Here is an 18701-nt window from a genome sequence, read left to right on the forward strand (position 1 = left end):
CCGGTGACGTCGCTCGACAAGCCGACCGAAGACACCACCGCAGACGCCGAGCACGACTCCCGGGCGGTGACCGAGGCCGCGCTGTTCGAGGCTTTCGGCGGCATGCGCGGCATGATCGAGACGGTCCTGCCCGGCCTGCTCTTCGTCACCATCTACACGATCAACAAGGACCTGCACATGTCGGCCATCGCGGCCCTCGCGGTGTCCTTGGTCCTCGTGGTCGTGCGCCTGGTGATGCGGGACACCATCAAGCACGCCTTCAGCGGGGTCTTCGGCGTCGCCTTCGGTGTCGTGTTCGCGATGATGACCGGCAACGCCAAGGACTTCTACCTGCCCGGCATGCTCTACACGCTGGGGCTGGCGCTCGCGTACATCATCACGACCCTGTGCGGTGTGCCGCTGATCGGCCTGATCCTGGGACCGGTGTTCAAGGAGAACCTCTCCTGGCGCACCCGCAACCCCGGCCGCAAGAAGGCGTACGCGAAGGCGAGTTACGCCTGGGGCCTGATCCTGCTGGCCAAGTGCGCGATCCTCTTCCCGCTGTACTGGTGGGCCGACACGACCCAGCTGGGCTGGGTGCTGGTCGCGCTGAAGATCCCGCCGTTCCTGCTGGCCGTGTGGCTGACCTGGGTCTTCCTGGCGAAGGCGCCGGCGCCGATCGACGTGTTCGCGGAGATGGAGGCGGCCGAGAAGGCCGAGGCGGAGCGGAAGGCTGCCGCCGGGCGGCCCGAGTAGGCCCAGACATCACCGCAGGAGCCGAGTAGGCACAGACATCACAGCAGGAAGGGGGCCCCGGGATCCCGGGGCCCCCTTCCTGCCGTATCGCGCGCAGCGGTCAGCGCGTCGTGTCCTCGCGCCGGACCGACAGCAGGTCCTCCAGTTGCTCCTCGCGGGCCTGCGCGGCCACGAAGAGGAGCTCGTCGCCGGCCTCCAGCGAGTCCTCCCGGGACGGGGTGAGCACGCGGGTGCCGCGGATGATCGTCACCAGCGACGTGTCCTGGGGCCACTCGACGTCGCCGACCTGGGTGCCGGCCAGCGCCGACTCCTCCGGGAGGGTCAGCTCGACGAGGTTGGCGTCGCCGTGGCTGAAGCGGAGCAGACGGACCAGGTCGCCGACGCTCACCGCCTCCTCGACCAGGGCCGACATCAGGCGGGGGGTGGAGACGGCCACGTCCACGCCCCACGACTCGTTGAAGAGCCACTCGTTCTTCGGGTTGTTCACCCGGGCGACGACGCGCGGAACACCGTATTCCGTCTTGGCCAGCAGGGACACGACCAGGTTGACCTTGTCGTCACCCGTGGCCGCGATCACCACGTTGCAGCGCTGCAGCGCCGCCTCGTCCAGCGACGTGATCTCGCACGCGTCGGCCAGCAGCCACTCCGCCTGCGGGACCCGCTCGACCGAGATGGCGGTCGGCGCCTTGTCGATCAGCAGGATCTCGTGGCCGTTCTCCAGCAGTTCGCCCGCGATGGAGCGGCCCACCGCGCCGGCACCGGCAATGGCGACCCTCATCAGTGACCGCCCTCCTCTTCGGGACCCTTGGCGAACGCCGCCTCGACCTTGTCGACCTCGTCGGTGCGCATCATGACGTGCACCAGGTCGCCTTCCTGCAGCACCGTCTGCGAGGTGGGCAGGATCGCCTCGCCGAGGCGGGTCAGGAACGCCACGCGGACGCCCGTCTCCTCCTGGAGCCGGCTGATCTTGTGGCCCACCCACTCCGCTGAGGCGTGCACCTCGGCGAGCTGGACGCCGCCGGTGGGATCACGCCACAGCGGCTCGGCGCCCGAGGGCAGCAGCCGGCGCAGCATCTGGTCGGCCGTCCAGCGGACCGTGGCCACGGTGGGGATGCCCAGGCGCTGGTAGACCTCGGCGCGACGGGGGTCGTAGATGCGGGCCGCGACGTTCTCCACGCCGAACATCTCGCGGGCCACTCGGGCCGAGATGATGTTGGAGTTGTCGCCGCTGGAGACGGCGGCGAAGGCGCCCGCCTCCTCGATGCCGGCCTCGCGCAGGGTGTCCTGGTCGAAGCCGACTCCGGTGACGCGGCGGCCGCCGAAGCCGGGACCCAGCCGGCGGAACGCGGTGGGGTCCTGGTCGATGACCGCGACCGTGTGCCCTTGTTGCTCCAGGGTCTGGGCCAGAGCGGAACCCACCCTTCCGCAACCCATGATGACGATGTGCACGGCGCTTACCCCGCACTCCTCGTGAGGCGTCTGACTTGCGTGAACGTGGTGCTCATAACCTTCTCTCGGTTCGCCGGGCAACGGGCGCGGGCCGGTCGCGGACCGCTGGGCAACATCATGCCGGGCAATGGCCTGAATGATCCCTCGCGGTACGGATCGTGGACGCGCGTGTGCCTCGGTCCCACCGTAGCCGCCGCCTCCGACACACCGACCGGGGCGTCCGTCGGTGCCCTCAGCGGCGGTTGAAGCTGCGCAGACTGGCCAGTGCCAGGACGCCGAGTCCGGCGAGCGAGACGAGAGCCCCGACGAGCTGAGCGGTCGTCTGCGACATGAGGTCTCCCGGATGTGATGAGCGTACCGACGCAGGTCATAGAGGCATGCGCACGCCATCCGGCTCCCTGCCCGGCACGTGAGGGGCCCGGAATTCACCCCCGCGCCGTGCGCGATTTCACCCGGATGTGCTCCGCCCCAGGCCGGGGGCCTACGATTCTCTGTTGTGTCCAAACTGACCGACGTGCCCAAGCGGATTCTGATCGGGCGCGCACTGCGCAGTGATCGGCTGGCGGAAACGCTCCTGCCGAAGCGCATCGCGCTGCCCGTCTTCGCCTCCGACCCGCTGTCCTCCGTGGCGTACGCCCCCGGAGAAGTGCTGCTGGTCCTCTCCATCGCGGGCGTGTCGGCCTACCACTTCAGCCCCTGGATCGCGCTCGCGGTCGTCGTGCTGATGTTCACGGTGGTCGCCTCCTACCGGCAGAACGTGCACGCCTACCCCAGCGGCGGCGGCGACTACGAGGTGGCGACCACCAACCTCGGCCCCAAGGCCGGCCTGACGGTCGCGAGCGCCCTGCTCGTCGACTACGTCCTGACCGTGGCCGTGTCCATCTCCTCCGGCATCGAGAACCTCGGCTCCGCGGTCCCGTTCGTGGTCGAGCACAAGGTCGAGTGCGCGGCCGCGGTGATCCTGCTGCTGACGGTGATGAACCTGCGCGGCGTCCGGGAGTCCGGCAGCCTCTTCGCGATCCCGACGTACGTCTTCGTCGCGGGCGTCTTCATCATGATCGCCTGGGGCGCGTTCCGCGGACTGGTCCTGGACGACACCATGCGGGCCCCCACCGCGTCGTACGAGATCAAACCGGAGCACGAGGGGCTCGCCGGGTTCGCGATGGTCTTCCTGCTGCTGCGCGCGTTCTCCTCCGGATGCGCCGCGCTCACCGGTGTCGAGGCGATCTCCAACGGCGTCCCCGCCTTCCGCAAGCCCAAGTCGAAGAACGCCGCGACCACGCTGGCGATGATGGGCCTGCTGGCCGTCACCATGTTCTGCGGCATCATCGGCCTCGCCATGGTGACCAAGGTCCGCATGGCCGAGAACCCGGCCGTCGACCTGATCAAGGACGGCGTCGCGGTCGGCTCCGGATACGTCCAGAACCCGGTCATCACGCAGGTGGCCGAGGCCGTCTTCGGCAAGGGCAGCTTCTTCTTCATCGTGCTCGCCGCGGCCACCGCACTGGTGCTGTTCCTCGCGGCCAACACCGCCTACAACGGCTTCCCGGTGCTCGGCTCGATCCTCGCCCAGGACCGCTATCTGCCGCGCCAGCTGCACACCCGCGGCGACCGGCTCGCCTTCTCCAACGGCATCGTGCTGCTGGCCGGTGCCGCCGTGCTGCTGGTGTGGATCTACGGCGCCGACTCCACGCGCCTGATCCAGCTCTACATCGTCGGCGTCTTCGTGTCCTTCACGCTCAGCCAGATCGGCATGGTCCGGCACTGGAACCGCCTGCTGGCCACGGAGAAGGACCAGGCCCAGCGCCGCCACATGGTCCGCTCCCGCGCGATCAACACCTTCGGCGCCTTCTTCACCGGGCTCGTCCTGGTCGTCGTCCTGGTCACCAAGTTCACGCACGGCGCCTGGGTCGCCCTGCTCGGCATGGTCATCTTCTACGTGACGATGACGGCGATCCGCCGCCACTACGACCACGTCTCCGAGGAGCTCTCCGCCCCCGAAGGCCCCAGCGACGACAGCGTCCGGCCCTCCCGGGTGCACTCCGTCGTCCTGGTCTCCAAGATCCACCGGCCCGCGCTGCGCGCCCTCGCCTACGCCAAGCTGCTGCGCTCGGACACCCTGGAGGCGCTCAGCGTCAACGTCGACCCGGCGGAGACCAAGGCGCTGCGCGAGGAGTGGGAGCGGCGCGGCATCGACGTACCGCTGAAGGTTCTCGACTCGCCCTACCGCGAGATCACGCGGCCGATCATCGAGTACGTGAAGGGGCTGCGGAAGGAGTCGCCGCGCGACGCGGTGTCCGTGATCATCCCCGAGTACGTCGTCGGCCACTGGTACGAGCACCTGCTGCACAACCAGAGCGCGCTGCGGCTGAAGGGCCGGCTGCTGTTCACGCCCGGCATCATGGTCACCTCGGTGCCCTACCAGCTGCAGTCCTCCGAGGCCGCGAAGGTCCGCGCCCGCAAGCGCGGGGAGTGGAACGCACCGGGTGCGGTGCGACGGGGGCCGGCGCAGGAGCGGGCCAAGGAGACCGAAGCCCGGAACTGACGAGGCCCGGGAGCACGTAGACTGGTGGGCTGTTGTCAGGCCCTCGGGAGACCCCTGGAGAGGGCCGTCCCCCCCGTTTCGATCTGGAGTCACCCCACCATGCAGGCAGAAGAGAAGAAGTCGCTGGTGGGGGAGGAGTACGAGGTCGAGATCGGCCCCGTCGCCCACGGCGGGCACTGCATCGCCCGCACCGACGCCGGCCAGGTGCTGTTCGTCCGGCACACGCTGCCCGGTGAGCGGGTCGTGGCCCGGGTGACCGAGGGCGAGGAGGGCGACCGCTTCCTGCGCGCCGACGCCGTCGAGATCCTCACGGCCTCCAAGGACCGCGTCGAGGCGCCCTGCCCCTACGCCGGACCCGGCCGCTGCGGCGGCTGCGACTGGCAGCACGCGAAGCCGGGGGCGCAGCGCCGGCTGAAGGGCGAGGTCGTCGCCGAGCAGCTGCAGCGGCTCGCGGGCCTGACGCCCGAGGACGTCGGCTGGGACGGCACGGTGATGCCGGCCGAGGGCGACAAGTTGCCGGCGGGACAGGTGCCGCAGTGGCGCACGCGCGTGCAGTACGCCGTCGACGCCGACGGCCACGCCGGACTACGCCGGCACCGCTCGCACGACGTGGAGCCGGTCGACCACTGCATGATCGCCGCCGAGGGCGTCAGCGAGCTGGGCATCGAGAAGCGGGACTGGACGGGCATGGCCTCCGTCGAGGCCATCGCGGCGACGGGGTCCCAGGACCGACAGGTGATCCTCACGCCCCGGCCCGGCGCGCGGCTGCCGATCGTGGAGCTGGACAAGCCGGTCTCCGTGATGCGGGTCGGCGAGAAGGACGGCGGCACGCACCGCGTCCACGGCCGCCCCTTCGTCCGTGAGCGCGCGGACGGCCGTACCTACCGCGTCGGCAGCGGAGGCTTCTGGCAGGTCCACCCGAAGGCCGCGGACACCCTGGTGACGGCGGTCATGCAGGGCCTGCTGCCGCGCAAGGGCGAGATGGCGCTGGACCTGTACTGCGGCGTCGGCCTCTTCGCGGGCGCCCTGGCCGACCGCCTCGGCGACAAGGGCGCGGTCCTCGGCATCGAGTCCGGCAAGCGCGCGGTGGAGGACGCCCGGCACAACCTGGCCGACTTCGAACGCGTCCGCATCGAGCAGGGCAAGGTCGAGTCGGTCCTGCCGCGCACCGGTATCACCGAGGTCGACCTGATCGTCCTGGACCCGCCCCGGGCGGGCGCGGGCCGTAAGACGGTCGAGCACCTGGCGTCCCTGGGCGCCCGCCGGATCGCCTACGTGGCCTGCGACCCCGCCGCGCTGGCGCGGGACCTGGGGTACTTCCGGGACGGGGGGTACCGGGTGCGGATGCTGCGGGCGTTCGATCTGTTTCCGATGACGCATCACGTGGAGTGCGTGGCCATCCTTGAGCCCGCAGCAAAGGGGTTCTGACCCAAGGTTTTTCCGGGCGACTCAGAGGGGGCACCTTCTGATGGTCTGTCACCTGGCGGCCGGACGCATGCAGTGGTCTTCTGCCGCCTTGGTCCGCCAGCCCCTGGCGCAGCTCGGCCCCGGCGCCTCATGGTCGGCCGTGCCGCCCCCGACCGGGCGGGGCCGGGAGCTCTGAACCGGTCCTGCCCGCTTCTGCGAAGGCTACGAGCGGGAACGCCGGCCCTGCGGGATGCTCAGGACCCCATCGACAGCGGGACCGCGCACCTGGGCCGGCGCGTGCAGCGTTTCCTCCGGCGTCCCCCGGAACCGTCAGAGGCCGGGGAGGAGTACGAGATACCAGGCGACCAGGGCCGCGCATGTCACCGCGGGGAGGAGTTTGGTCAGCCCGTCGCCCTTGCGTACGTGCGTGGTCACGGCACCGGCGAGCAGCATCAGCAGCCCGAAGCCGGCCAGGCCGCCGCACAGCGGTACGACCGGGCCGAGAGCCACGCCGATGGCGCCCGCCAGCTCCAGCCCGCCGATGACCCGGTAGGCCGCGGTGGTGAAGCCGGCGTGGGCGGCCAGCTCGGGCATCGGACCGAGAGCCAGGATCTTGGCCGTGCCCAGCAGGGCGAAGCTCAATGCGATGAGACAGGTCAGAGAGACGGAGAGGATCATGAGGCACCTTCGGGGGTGTGCGGGCGGCGGGCATGGCGGCGTTCGGCTCCCAGGCCGGCGAAGTAGGCGATCAGGGCGGGGTTGTCGACCGCGGAGGGATTGAGGATCTGCTCGGCGGGGGCGCCCTGAAGGAGGCGCTTGACCGGGACCTCGAGCTTCTTGCCGGTCTTCGTGTGCGGGATGGCCGGCACGGCGAGGATCTCGTCGGGGACATGGCGGGGTGAGGCGCCGGTGTGGATCGCGTCGCGGATCTTCTCGCACACGGACTCGTCCAGGATGGTGCCGTCGGCGAGGACCACGAAGAGCGGCATCCAGTAACCGCCGTCGGGTTCCTCCGCGCCGATGACGAGGGCCTCGGTGATCTCGGGTAGGCGTTCGACGATGTCGTGGATGTCGGCGCTGCCCAGGCGTACGCCGTTGCGGTTGAGGGTGGCGTCGGAGCGGCCGTGGACGATCACCGAGCCGTGGGAGGTGTGGGTGATCCAGTCGCCGTGCCGCCACACGCCCGGGTAGGCGCTGAAGTAGGCGTCGCGGTAGCGGCTGCCGTCAGGGTCGTTCCAGAAGTACAGCGGCATCGACGGCATGGGCCGGGTGACGACCAGTTCCCCGACGTGGTCGACGACCGGCCGTCCCGCGCCGTCGTACGCCGCGAGCGCCACGCCGAGGTTGGGAGCCGACAGTTCACCCGCCCACACCGGGGTGGTGGGGGCGCTGCCGGCGAAGCCGGAGACGACGTCCGTGCCGCCGCTGGTGGAGGCCAGTTGGACGCCTGCGCCGACGTGGTCGCGGACCCAGGGGTATGCGGAGGCCAGCAGGGCCGAGCCGGTGCAGCCGACGACGCGGATCGCCGACAGGTCGTGCACGGCGGGGTCGACGCCGAGCTTGGCCATGGCCAGCAGGTACTGGGGACTGGTGCCGAAGACGGTGACCTTGTGGCGGGCCGCCAGCTCCCACAGGACGTCCGGGCGCGCCACCGGCGCGGGGCTGCCGTCGTAGGTGCAGGTGGCGGCACCGGTCAGCAGGGTGGAGACGACCAGGTTCCACATCATCCAGTGGGTGGTGGTGTACCACAGCAGGCGGTCTCCGACGCCCAGGTCGCAGTGCAGGCCGAGGATCTTGAGGTGTTCCAGCAGGACGCCACCGTGCCCGTGGACGATGCCCTTGGGCAGCCCGGTGGTGCCGGAGGAGAAGACGATCCACAGCGGGTGGTCGAACGGAACCGGGGTGATGGCGAGGTACTCGGTGCGGCCGGCCGCGTCCTCCCAGGGAACCGTCAGCCTCGCGGCCCGGGTCGCGGGCCAGGCGATGCCGAGATGATCCACGAGCACCGTGGCCTTCAGCGTGGGCAGGGCACCGGCCAGGTCGAGGGAAGCGGCCCGGCGGTCGTGCGCGGTGCCATTGAAGAGGTAGCCGTCCGCGGCGATGAGCACCGTGGGGTCGAGCTGGGCGAAGCGGTCGGCGGCGGCCTTGGGCGCGTAGTCCTGGCCGCACACGGACCACACCGCGCCCAGGCTGGCCGTGGCGAGGAAGGCGATGACGGCGTGCGGGGTGTTGGGCAGGTAGCCGACCACCCGGTCGCCCTCTCCGACGCCCAGGTCGCGCAGGGTGGCGGCGACGGAGGCGACCTGGGCGCGCAGCTGCCGGCCCGTGATCTCGTACGCGGCTCCGGTCTCGTCCAGGGCGGTGATCGCGGGGGAGTCCGGGTGCAGGTTGCGCAGTGCGTGGTGGGCGTAGTTGAGGGTGGCGCCCGGGAACCAGCGGGCGCCGGGCATGGTCTCCTCGGCCAGCACCCGCTCGTACGGAGTGGTGGCGTCGATGCCGAAGTACTCCCACACCGCCGCCCAGAATCCTTCCAGGTCGGTGACGGACCAGTGGTGCAGGGCCTGGTAGTCGGTGGGGTCCGGGATCCCTTCGGCGCCGTGGTGCCGGGCGGCCCAGCGGGCGAAGTCGGCGATGCGGCTGCCGGCGGCGGTTTTCTTGTCGGGCGGCAGGAACGGTGCCGGATGCGGGATGGTCACGGTGCGGTGCTCCTCGGCAGGGAGACGGATCGGGCATCGGTGGTACGGCGGGCCGTGTGGAGCACGGAGGCCCAGGTCGTGGGGTCCGTGAAGTGGCCGGTTCCGGCGGGGACGGTGTCCATCACGATGCGGTCGGGGCGCAGCAGGACGGCGTCCGCTCGGCCGCGTGCCAGCCAGGCGGCGAGCGTGCCGTCGTCGTCCAGGTCGTCGACGTGGATCGTCGGGGCGCCCAGTGGCGTGGTCACTGCCGTCATCTGCGCCGTGGCCGGTACGGCTGTCAGGACGACGAAGGCGTCCCGGACGACGTCGTCGAGACGTGCTCGCCTGCCGTCGTGCCGTATCCAGGGCTGCGGGCAGAAGGTGCCGGCCAGCGCACGGCCGGCCAGCCTCGGCCGGCGCCGTACCAGCGGGCCGACGGCCAGAGCGGGGCTGAGGTCACGGCTCACCGCCTCGGTCACGCCGGGGATGCGGCAGGCCGTGCCCACGACGGCGCGGCGGAAGGCAGCACCGCGGTCCTGTCCGCCGGTCATGGCCCAGCCGACGGCGACCGCCACGCGGATCAGATGGCGGGCGTGCGGCTTGCGCTCGCGTTCGTAGGTGTCCAGCAGCTCCTCGGGCGCGCCTTGTCGGAGGACCCGGGCGAGTTTCCAGGTGAGGTTGTTGGCGTCGCGCAGGCCGGAGCACAGACCCTGCCCGACGAAGGGCGGGGTCAGGTGGGCGGCGTCACCCAGCAGGAAGACACGCCCCCTGCGCCATCGGTCGGCGAGACGGGCCTGGAAGGTGTACTGCGCCTGCCGTACCACCTCGAAGTCGTCGCTCCGCGAGGCCGGCAGGTCCACCCAGGGGGCGACCAGCTCGCGCAGGCGCTCCCATCCGTCCGGGCCCTCCAGGTTCTGGTCGTCGGCCAGCCGGAACTCCCAGCGGTAGCGGTCCTCGCTGATGCGCATGAAGGTCGCCGGCCGGGTGGGGGAGCAGATCTGCTCGGCGCCTTCCCAGGTCCGCACCGGGCGGCTGGTGCGCACGTCGATGACCCGCCAGCTCTCCTGGAAGTGCAGGTCCTCCCAGGCGGCGGCGATGGCGTCACGGGTGAGGCTGCCCGCCCCGTCGCAGCCGAGGACGGCATCGGCCCACAGGTACTCCTCCTCATCACTGCCGCCGCGCCGGAAGGTGACCCGGATGGGACCCGCTGGATCGTCGGGTGCGTCGGTGTTCGGCGTGTCGGACCCGGTGACGGACACGACCTCCACCCCGCTCCACAACTCGCACTCCGGGCGGCGCGCCAGGGCCCCCCGCAGCAGACGTTCCAGCTCGGGCTGGTTGAACATGCTCAGCTCCGGGAATCCGTGGAGTCCTTGCATGGACCGAGGGAACTCGCCGATCACGCGGCGCCGGGCGTCCAGCAGCCGTAGCCCGGGCGCCGGCCGGGCGATGGTGGCGAACTCCTCGTGGACGCCGACGCTCTGCAGGACCCTGCGGATTTCGTCGTCCACCACGACGGCGCGCGGCAGGGGGTAGACATCGGGGTGGCGCTCGAGGAGGAGGCTGGGCACTCCGTGACGGGCCAGCAGCAGCGCGGCCGTGACTCCCACGGGCCCCGCCCCGATGATCACTACCGGTCTGCGGGCTGTGGCGGTCACTTCGCGGCCTCGACAGCGGTCTGCTGCTCGCCCAGGTCGATCCGCCCGTCGGGGGTGGCGATCGTGGCGGTGACGAGGTCACCGTCGCGCAGGTACAGGGGGTTCTTGGCCTGGCCGTTGAAGAACGCCTTCCACTTCAGCGCGGGCGGCAGCAGCGCGGCGATCTTCTCGACCGGCTTGGGCGGGGCCTTCAGGGCGGTGCCGCCGGGCGTACCGGTCAGCAGCAGGTCGCCCGGGTCGAGGGTCTGGAAGCGGGCGAGCAGGGTGAGCGCCTGTGCGGGCCGCACGATCATGTCGGCCAGGGTGCGGTCCTGACGCGTTACACCGTTCACCGACAGCCGCAGTCTCAGGTCGATCAGACGGTCGAAGTCCTCCGGCTCCAGCAGGGCCAGGTACGGACCCGCCGGGGTGAAGGTCGGGTAGGACTTGCTCTCGTAGAACTGGGTCTTGGTCAGCTGGACGTCGCGGGCGCTGACGTCGTTGGTGAGGACGAGCCCGGCGACGTACGAAGGAAGGTCCTGCTCCTCGACAACTGTGCCCACCGGGAGCGTCGCGCCCAGGACGAGGCCGAGTTCGACTTCGTAGTCGAGGAAGTTCACGTGTGCCGGGCGGACGATCGTGTCGTGCGGGCCGCTGATCGAGCCGGACGCCTTGCGGAAGAAGGTGGGCGGTATGTCGCCCGTGAAGCCCGAGTCCTTGGCGTGGCTGCGGTAGTTGACCATCTGGGCGACCACCCGGCAGGGGGTGGTGACGGGGGGCAGCGCCACCAGGTCGGCGACGGGTGTGCCGCTCTCGCCGGACGCGGCGGCCTCCCGGACGGCGGCCCGGTCGGCGAGCAGTTCGGCGGTGGTGACCGCCTTGGTCTCGATGCGGACGGCGCGCTCGTCGCGGACGGCCCACCAGCCGTCGGGGGTGCGCAGCACGTTGGTGCTCATGAGCTCATCGCTTTCATCAGGCCCAGCAGGCGTGCGGGGTCGAGTTCGTTGTCGCCGCGCAGGGCCGTCATGACCTCGCGGAGCTTGGCGGGGGACGGGCTTGCGCCGAGGAAGTCGCGGGTGACCGGCGGGCCCCACTGGGCCAGGCCGCTCGCCGACATCGGCGCCCATCCGGGTTCGAGGTCGCAGGAGAACAGGTCGCCGTCGGCGAAGTGCTCCAGCATGAAGCGGTCGGGGTCGCGCCAGTAGTCGAAGAGCTGGCTGCCCTGGATGTGCCGGCCGATGCCCCAGCTGCGCCGGTAGCCGCGCTCGGCCAGGTACTCCCCGCCGACGGCTATCGAGTCGAGGTCGGTCACCTGGTAGGCGGAGTGGACGTAGCCGGTGCCCGGCCCCAGGTGCAGGGCGAGGGTGTGGTGGTCCACGGGCACGCTGCCCTGGTCGCAGCGGATGAACGCCATGGTCGGCCCGCGCTGGCGCTGCCCGTCCAGGAACAGGAAGTCGGACACGATCATGCCGAGGGTGTCCAGGTACCAGTCCAGGGTGCGGGTGAACGCCCGCGTCTCCAGCACCACATGGCCGAGGCGCTGGATGCGGGACGGCTCACGGGGCGGGCGCTGGGCGGTGTTCGTACGACGGCCTTCGATGCCGGTGTTGAGGATCAGCGGCTGCTGCCCGGGCAGCGCGGGCAGCGGTTCGGCGCAGTGCACCACCCGGACCGGGAGTCCCGAGGGATCGAACAGGGCGACCGACCGGCCGCCGCCGGGGACGTCGATGTCCCGGACGGTGTGTCCGACGGCGGCGGCGAGCCGGTCCACATCGGTCCGCTCGGCCGCCCGGAACGCCGGCCCGAGGAAGCGGGAGGCGCGACCGCGCCGGATGACCATGCAGGGAGAGCCCGCGAACGTGCCGCGCAGCCACAGCTCGTGATCGGTGCGGGCGGCGATCGCGAAGCCGAAGTCACGGGCGAACACCTCGGCCCGGTCCAGGTCCGGCTTCTCGAACTCGAGCCAGGCCAGATCCGCCACTTTGATCACGGGGTTCCGGGCTCGTCCGGGGTGTTCACCGCGCAGGGCGCCCTGCTCACTGTGGAGGTCTTGGTGGGGCGTCAGAGGGCCGCCCTTGTTGACGGGGATGTGGGACATGGTGTCCTCCAAGCAACACTGCCGTAATGAGGAAATCATCAACTCTGCCGTTTATCTTCGTCAATAGATGCAGCCCAAATAATTGAGGATCTCATCAGTAATGGCAGTGTCATCGCTGTGACGGTTACACTGGGCCGCATGCCGACGTCAGCCCCGCCCAAGAACCGCTTCGAGCGACGCCGTGCCGAGACCCGCCAGGCGCTCGTCCGAGCGGCCCGGCAGATCCTCGCGGAAACCGGGGACACGAGCGCAAGCATTCAGGCCATCGCCGAGCGCGCCGATGTCGGTTTCGGGTCCTTCTACAACCACTTCGAGTCGAAGACTGAGCTGTTCGACGCGGCGGTGACGGACGCCCTGGAGGAGTTCGGGCAGGTCATCGACGCGCGCGTGGAAGGCGTCGACGACCCGGCCGAGCTGGTCGCGGTCGGGTTCCGGCTCACCGCCCGGATGGCCGACTCCCACCCGGAACTCATGCGGATTCTGCGCGACCGCGGCCTGGCGCACATCCACTCCGACCGCGGCCTCGCCCCACGCGCCCTGCGCGACCTGGAGATCGGCATCGCGTCTGGTCGTTTCACCTGCGGCAACGCGACCACCGCCCTGTCCGCCCTGGGTGGCACCCTGCTGTCCCTGGTGGCTCTCCGGCTGGACCGCCCGGACCTCGACGGCGACGAGGCCGCGTCCGACCTGGCCGAGATGGCCCTGCGCATGCTCGGCCTCGCTGCGGATGACGCCCACGAGGTCACCCGGCGTCCGCTGCCCGGTCTCGCCCGATGACCTCCCGCACCTGAAGCGCGGCCCTCTGTGGTGCTACGCCGGCAGCGACGAGGAACGCGGTTGCCGCGGCCTCACCAGTGGGGTCCGCCCACGGGCATGCGGCGTTCTCCTCGGCGAGGGCCAGCATGAGGGCCTCCAGTGCTTGGGCGAGCACGGGTGCTGGAAGGTGGTCCGCGAAGACGCCTTCGCGCTGACCGCGCCGTAGGGTTGCGACGGCCTCTGCGCGGGCCGGTGCCAGGGTGGTGCGGATCTCGTCCTCTCCCAGATGGCGCCGCCCCAAGGTGATGAGCATGCGGTAGTGGTCGCCCACCGTCCATGCCGCGAGCACCATCCGTGTCATCGCCTGGACCGGGTCGGCATCCGCGGTACGGGCTCGGGCGAACGCCTGCCGAAGTTCATGGCCTGCTTCCTGTGTCAGTTCGGCGATCAGCGCAGGCCGGCCGGGGAAGTGTCCGTAGAGGGTGCGCCGGGCGACGCCGGCCCCCTCGGCGATGCTGTCGAGACTTGCGTCGGGGTCGTCTCGCAGCTTGTGCCGGGCGGTCGCGAGGATGCGTCTGCGGTTGGAGTGAGCATCCTTGCGCTGCGGCGTACGGCCCGGCGTGTCGGTGGTCTGCATGGTTCTGTCTCTTCACGGTTGCCGGAAAGCCGTGGGCGCCGGTGCTCCCTCACGCACCGGCGCCCACTCACCCCTGCCCAGGGTGGCTTGTCGTCCTGCTGACGGGCGTCAGGGGACGAGGATGAGGCGGATCGGGTCGCCGATCTTGTTCTCCAGTCGGTGGACGGCGTCGGCGGCTTCGATGAGCGGGATGTGGTCGGTGATGGAGGGGGCCAGGTCGAGGCGGCCGGCCGCGGTCAGCTGCACCAGTTCGGAGACGGACTCGGGGAAGCCGCCGTAGTGGCCGCGCACCTGCTTCTGCAGGTAGTTGAAGGTCAGGCCCTCGGTGAGGGTGAGCGGCCGGGGCGTGATGCCCACCAGGATCAGGGAGCCGCCCAGGCCGAGCACGGATGCGGCCTGGTCGCGGACGGCGGGGACGCCGGCGCAGTCGAAGGCGAAGTCGAGGCCGCGTCCGCCGGTGGCTGCGCGGACCTGGTCGGCGAAGTCGGGGGCTGCCGGGTCGAGCGCGAGGTCCGCGCCGAAGGCCAGGGCGCGCTCGCGGGCGCTGGGCAGCGGGTCGACGGCGATGATCGGGGCGGCGCCGACCAGGCGGGCGAGGCGTACGTTGTGCGCGCCGACTCCGCCCACGCCCCAGACGCCGACGGACTGGGCGGCACGCACGCCCGCGGTGGCGACGACGGCGGCGTAGGGGGTGGAGACCGCGTCGGGGATGATCGCGGCCTGGTCGAAGGGGAGGCTGTCGGGGATGGGGATGAGGGTGTCCTCGCGGGCGATGACGTACTCGGCCCAGCCGCCGTCGTAGTCGATGCCGGCGGTGAGCATCTGGGTGCAGGGGCGGTGGCGTACGCATCCGGCGCACGTGCCGCAGGTCTTGCCGGCCTCCAGGGTGACGCGGGTGCCGACGGGCAGACCGCGCTTGAGGTCGGGGCCGTGCGTGTGGATGACACCCGAGACCTCGTGGCCGACGGTGACCGTGTCGGAGGTGGCGAACAGGGGGACGAGGGAGCCGTCGAGGAGGTGGACGTCGGAGAGGCAGACGCCGGCGGCCTTGACCTCGATGAGGACCTCGCCCGGGCCCGGCACGGGGATCGGGACCTCTTCCACGGCGAACTTCTTGCTGTCCAGGTGGAAGCGTCCGGCGAGCATGGTGTCCATGGTGATCTGCTTTCTGTGAGCGGCACGGCCCGGTGGTCCGGGCCATGGGTGCCCTGGGGTGTCTGAGTGGCTGGTGGGGCCGGGAGGCGTGCGGGGGAGGCAGGACGTCCGCACTCCTCCCGGCGGCTGGGGGTCGGCGCGCCTTGACGGCGTGCGACGGTCAGGCGAAGACGTCCTGCTGGTAGCGCTCGTCCGCTTCGAGCTGGGCGAGCCACTGCTGGGCGGTCTCGTCGTCGCTGCCGGTCTTCTGGCGGTGGATGGCGGCGAGTGCCTCGCGGACGGCGGGGGCCATGCGGCGGCCGTCACCGCAGACGTAGACGTACGCGCCGTCCTCGATGGCCTGCCACACCGTGTCGGCGGCATGGGCGATGGCGTTCTGCACGAACCGTGCCGGGTGGCCGGTCACCGCGGAGAAGGCGGTCTGGATCCGCGCGATCCCGGTCTGCTCCCAGTCCTGCATCTCCTGGCGGTAGAAGTAGTCGTGCTCCGGGTGGCGGCAGCCGACGAACACCTGCGACACGCCCACCCGGGTGCCGTTCGCGTGCTGTGTCGCCCGCTCCTCCAGGAAGCCGCGCAGCGGCGCGATGCCGGTGCCGGGGCCGATGAGGATCAGCGGCGTGGCGGGGTCGGCGGGCGGTGCGAACGTCGGAGAGGGCACGCGGACGTAGCCGTACACGACGTCGCCGGGTTCCAGGCCGGCGATGTAGGAGGAGCAGGTGCCTCGGTACGGGCCGTCGCCGGACAGGGCGGGTCCCTCCAGCAGGCCGACGGTCAGGCGCACGTGACGCGGATTGGCCGACGGGGCGGAGGAGATGGAGTAGAAGCGCGGACGGATCGGGCCCATCATCTCCAGGAACACCGCCAGCGGCAGCTCGACCGCCTCGAAACGCTCCAGCAGGCCCAGCACCGAGATGCGCTTGCCGAGGATCTCCTTCTGGTAGCGCTCCTCGGCCTCCTCCGTTTCAGCGGTGTACGCCTGGAGCTGCGGCCGGGTCCACGGGCACTGGGTGTACTCGGCGAGCGTCTGGATCTGGGACCGGGTGGCCACGTCCTGCAGCTCCAGGAACTCGGTGAGCAGGATGCCGGCGGTGACCGGGGTGCCGACCGGCAGGTGCGTGCGGCCACCGGCCGGCTGGTCGAGCCGGAGCACCTGGTCGTAGTCGACGCCGAGCCGCCTCAGCGCGCGCTCCACCAGGGCGAGTTCGTTCTTGGCGAAGACGGCCAGGTGGTTGCCGGTGTCGTAGGTGACGCCCTCGGGCAGCTCGAAGGTGAGGGACTTCGCGGACGGGCGCGGCGGCTCGATGCTGAAGTCCCACAGGCCGGTCGCGTCGGCCACGAGCTCGTCGTTGGTCACCACGGTGAGCGGGTACGCCTGCTCGGAGACGATGGCGGGGCGCACGTCGGACTCGGTGAGCAGCTGGACCTGGTAGCGGGGGCCGCTTGCCTGGGAGGTGTCGGCGGCGTACTCCTCGGCCAGGGTGGCCCACAGGTTGTCCGTCCACCGCGTGGCCATGCCGTCGAAGTCACCGGCGGCGTCCGCGATGCCGCGCTCGACGACCGGGGTGGCGCCGGCCGCCAGCAGACCTTCCTCGATCCGCTTGGGAAATGCCTGGTAGGTGGCCACCCATTGGGTGTTGCCGGCGCCCAGCAGCGCGTACCGCACGTTCGCCAGCGAACCCTCGGGCAGCCCGGCGGCGAGCAGATCATCGAAGCGCTGGGCGTTGTCGGGAGCCTTGCCGTTGTAGCTGGCCGCCACCACGGCGAGCAGGCCCTCGGAGGGCAGGTTGTCACCCAGCTCGTCCAGGCTCACCAGCGTGGTGCCGAACCCGGAGCGCTCACCTCGGTCGGCGATCGTGCGCGCCAGGTCCTCGCACGAACCCAGGCTGGAGCCGTAGGCGACGGTCAGGTTCACACCGACACCGCTGACCGCTGCCTGCGCCTGTGTGTCGCCGGTCTGCAGCTCCGCGGCGCCGAAGACGGTCCGCTCGTGTTCCTGACGACGGCGGACGATCAGCTCGAAGTTGCCGGGCTTGCGGGTCAGTGCCTCCTTGACGTCCATCCTGTAGTCGCTGGTGTCCGAGAGCTTGAACTTCTGCAGCACCAGCGCCAGCGCCAGGCGGGCCTCGGTGAGTGCGAACTGGCGGCCGATGCAGGCGCGTACGCCGTTGCCGAACGGCTTGTAGGCGTGCGGGTGCTGCTGGGCGCGGTTCTCCGGCAGCCACCGGTCGATGTCGAACTCGTCGGGCCGCTCCCACGCTTTGGGGTGGGTGTGCAGGGGACCCTCGAGGATGTTGACCCGCGTGCCCTTCCTGAGGAGGTAGTGGCCACCGATGACGGTGTCCTCCAGCGGGGCCTTGCCGAACGCCGGGATCGGAGCCCACAGGCGCAGGGTCTCGTCCAGGATCCGCGGGATGACGTCCAGCTGCATGATCGTGTCGTAGTCCGGGACGGTGTCGCCGGGCATCAGCCGGTCCACTTCGGCATACGCCTGGGCCAGGACGTGCGGGTTGCGCATCAGCGAGTACGTGGCGAACGACAGCAGACCACTGGTGGTCTCATGACCGGCGATCAGGAACGTCAGCACCTGGTCGCGGACGTTGTCGTCGGCCAGCAACTTGCCGGTGTCCGGGTCGGTGGCCTCCAGCATCAGGCCCAGCAGGTCCTCCTCACCGGTGCCCTTGCCCTCGCGGCGCTCCTTGATCACGCTTTCGACCAGGTCCTGCATCAGACGGACGTTGTCGCGGTACTTCCGGTCGTCCGCCTTGCGCAGCTTGGTCATCATCGGCAGCTCCTGCGAGCGCCGCAGCGACTCGATCAGCGCCTCCAGCAGTGCGTTGAGGAAGGGGTGCAGCTCCTCCTTGTCGAAGGACTGGAACCGGTAGCCGAACCCCGACAGGGCGATGGTGTCCAGCGTCAGACGGGTGTAGTCGTCGGTGATGTTGACCGGCTGCCCTTCCCGCCGCTCCCACTTGCCCGCGAGGTTCTGGGCGATCTCCAGCATCTGCCCGAAGTACGCCTTCATGGCCCGCTGGCTGAACGCCGGCAGCAGGACACGGTGTGCCATGCCCCATTCCTCTTCGTACTGGTGGGCGGTGAACAGGCCCGCGCCGGCGAAGTCCCGGACGTGCTGCAGCGGCGTCTTGTCGATCTGCTTGAAGAACCGCGTCTCGTCGCAGACCTCGGCCACCAGGTCCGGGTCGTAGACGAAGACCTGCTCGATGCCGGCGATGTCCATGCCGTAGATGCCCTCGGGGAACTGCTTGGACAGCTCACCGAAGTACTCCACCGGATTGGTGTCAGGGATCTGCGGCGTGTTCCCGAGGAGAGGGATCCCACGCGGGGACCGGATGGGGCGAAGGTCGTTCGCGGAGTGCATGGTCATGGCTTGCTCCTCTGCGTGGAGGGGGGATGGGCAAGGGCGCGCTGCGCAGGTCGATGCCGTGGCGCCGTACGGAAACATACGCCGTATGGAACTCGTACCGTACGGCGTATGGAAACGTGAAGCAAGCCCGGTCGCCTTGATGAGTGCTGTGATTCGGGCCATTTCCATACGGTGTACGAAACTGATACCGTACGAGGTATGGAAAAGAAGGTGAGGCGTCCCCCG

14 protein-coding genes are annotated in these 18701 nt (G+C 70.5%); 4 read left to right on the forward strand and 10 right to left on the reverse strand.

The genetic code is table 11. The annotated features are described in order from the left end of the window. Window positions 1-3 precede the first annotated feature (3 nt). Window positions 4-735 (forward strand): DUF3159 domain-containing protein, encoded by a 732-nt coding sequence (locus tag ACGFW6_RS15655; protein WP_393508901.1) that lies wholly within the window; start codon window positions 4-6, stop codon window positions 733-735. A gap of 100 nt (window positions 736-835) precedes the next feature. Here the strand turns inward: ACGFW6_RS15655 and ACGFW6_RS15660 are convergent, their stop codons facing one another. Beyond that, window positions 836-1513: a TrkA family potassium uptake protein gene (locus tag ACGFW6_RS15660; protein ID WP_030953574.1), complete on the reverse strand. Its 678-nt coding sequence runs from the start codon at window positions 1511-1513 to the stop codon at window positions 836-838. Beyond that, window positions 1513-2184: a TrkA family potassium uptake protein gene (locus ACGFW6_RS15665; RefSeq protein ID WP_030953572.1), complete on the reverse strand. Its 672-nt coding sequence runs from the start codon at window positions 2182-2184 to the stop codon at window positions 1513-1515. The genes ACGFW6_RS15660 and ACGFW6_RS15665 overlap by 1 nt, the downstream gene beginning before the upstream one ends. A 496-nt stretch (window positions 2185-2680) precedes the next feature. On the opposite strand from ACGFW6_RS15665, the gene ACGFW6_RS15670 reads away from it, so the two are divergent. Together ACGFW6_RS15670 and ACGFW6_RS15675 are read left to right on the forward strand one after the other, a co-directional pair. Then, a complete protein-coding gene (locus ACGFW6_RS15670) occupies window positions 2681-4729 on the forward strand; it encodes an APC family permease (RefSeq protein WP_393508905.1) in 2049 nt (682 codons plus the stop codon). A gap of 99 nt (window positions 4730-4828) precedes the next feature. After that, on the forward strand, window positions 4829-6157 hold the full coding sequence (locus ACGFW6_RS15675; protein WP_393508908.1) for a class I SAM-dependent RNA methyltransferase: 1329 nt from the start codon (window positions 4829-4831) through the stop codon (window positions 6155-6157). A gap of 309 nt (window positions 6158-6466) precedes the next feature. Here the strand turns inward: ACGFW6_RS15675 and ACGFW6_RS15680 are convergent, their stop codons facing one another. From ACGFW6_RS15680 to ACGFW6_RS15700, 5 genes are read right to left on the reverse strand one after another with little or no spacing between them, the layout of a single operon-like run. Continuing rightward, entirely contained in the window at window positions 6467-6814 is a 348-nt protein-coding gene (locus tag ACGFW6_RS15680) for a DoxX family protein (RefSeq protein WP_393508911.1), read from the reverse strand. After that, the gene (locus ACGFW6_RS15685; protein WP_393508914.1) at window positions 6811-8832 is read right to left on the reverse strand and encodes an acetoacetate--CoA ligase; all 2022 of its coding nucleotides are present in this window, start codon (window positions 8830-8832) and stop codon (window positions 6811-6813) included. The genes ACGFW6_RS15680 and ACGFW6_RS15685 overlap by 4 nt, the downstream gene beginning before the upstream one ends. Next, window positions 8829-10421, reverse strand: coding sequence for a bifunctional 3-(3-hydroxy-phenyl)propionate/3-hydroxycinnamic acid hydroxylase (locus ACGFW6_RS15690; RefSeq protein ID WP_393508917.1), 1593 nt, complete (start codon window positions 10419-10421; stop codon window positions 8829-8831). The genes ACGFW6_RS15685 and ACGFW6_RS15690 overlap by 4 nt, the downstream gene beginning before the upstream one ends. 44 nt (window positions 10422-10465) lie before the next feature. After that, window positions 10466-11404 carry a fumarylacetoacetate hydrolase family protein gene (locus ACGFW6_RS15695; protein ID WP_393508920.1) on the reverse strand — a complete coding sequence of 313 codons (939 nt, stop codon included), beginning with the start codon at window positions 11402-11404 and terminating at the stop codon, window positions 10466-10468. Further along, window positions 11401-12546 (reverse strand): VOC family protein, encoded by a 1146-nt coding sequence (locus ACGFW6_RS15700; protein ID WP_393508923.1) that lies wholly within the window; start codon window positions 12544-12546, stop codon window positions 11401-11403. The genes ACGFW6_RS15695 and ACGFW6_RS15700 overlap by 4 nt, the downstream gene beginning before the upstream one ends. Window positions 12547-12684: 138 nt before the next feature. On the opposite strand from ACGFW6_RS15700, the gene ACGFW6_RS15705 reads away from it, so the two are divergent. Then, window positions 12685-13323 (forward strand): TetR/AcrR family transcriptional regulator, encoded by a 639-nt coding sequence (locus ACGFW6_RS15705; RefSeq protein ID WP_393508926.1) that lies wholly within the window; start codon window positions 12685-12687, stop codon window positions 13321-13323. Here ACGFW6_RS15705 and ACGFW6_RS15710 read toward each other — a convergent pair. The 3 genes from ACGFW6_RS15710 to ACGFW6_RS15720 all read right to left on the reverse strand — a co-directional run bounded on the left by ACGFW6_RS15710 (window position 13289) and on the right by ACGFW6_RS15720 (window position 18476). Next, window positions 13289-13939, reverse strand: coding sequence for a TetR/AcrR family transcriptional regulator (locus ACGFW6_RS15710; RefSeq protein WP_393508929.1), 651 nt, complete (start codon window positions 13937-13939; stop codon window positions 13289-13291). The two genes, ACGFW6_RS15705 and ACGFW6_RS15710, sit on opposite strands and share 35 nt — an antisense overlap. A gap of 108 nt (window positions 13940-14047) precedes the next feature. Next, on the reverse strand, window positions 14048-15094 hold the full coding sequence (locus tag ACGFW6_RS15715; RefSeq protein ID WP_393508932.1) for a zinc-binding dehydrogenase: 1047 nt from the start codon (window positions 15092-15094) through the stop codon (window positions 14048-14050). 160 nt (window positions 15095-15254) lie between these two features. Further along, entirely contained in the window at window positions 15255-18476 is a 3222-nt protein-coding gene (locus ACGFW6_RS15720; protein WP_393508934.1) for a bifunctional cytochrome P450/NADPH--P450 reductase, read from the reverse strand. Between the last annotated feature and the right edge of the window lie 225 nt (window positions 18477-18701).

Origin of the sequence: Streptomyces sp. Y7 (assembly GCF_043195415.1) — a bacterium.
Classification (GTDB): domain Bacteria; phylum Actinomycetota; class Actinomycetes; order Streptomycetales; family Streptomycetaceae; genus Streptomyces.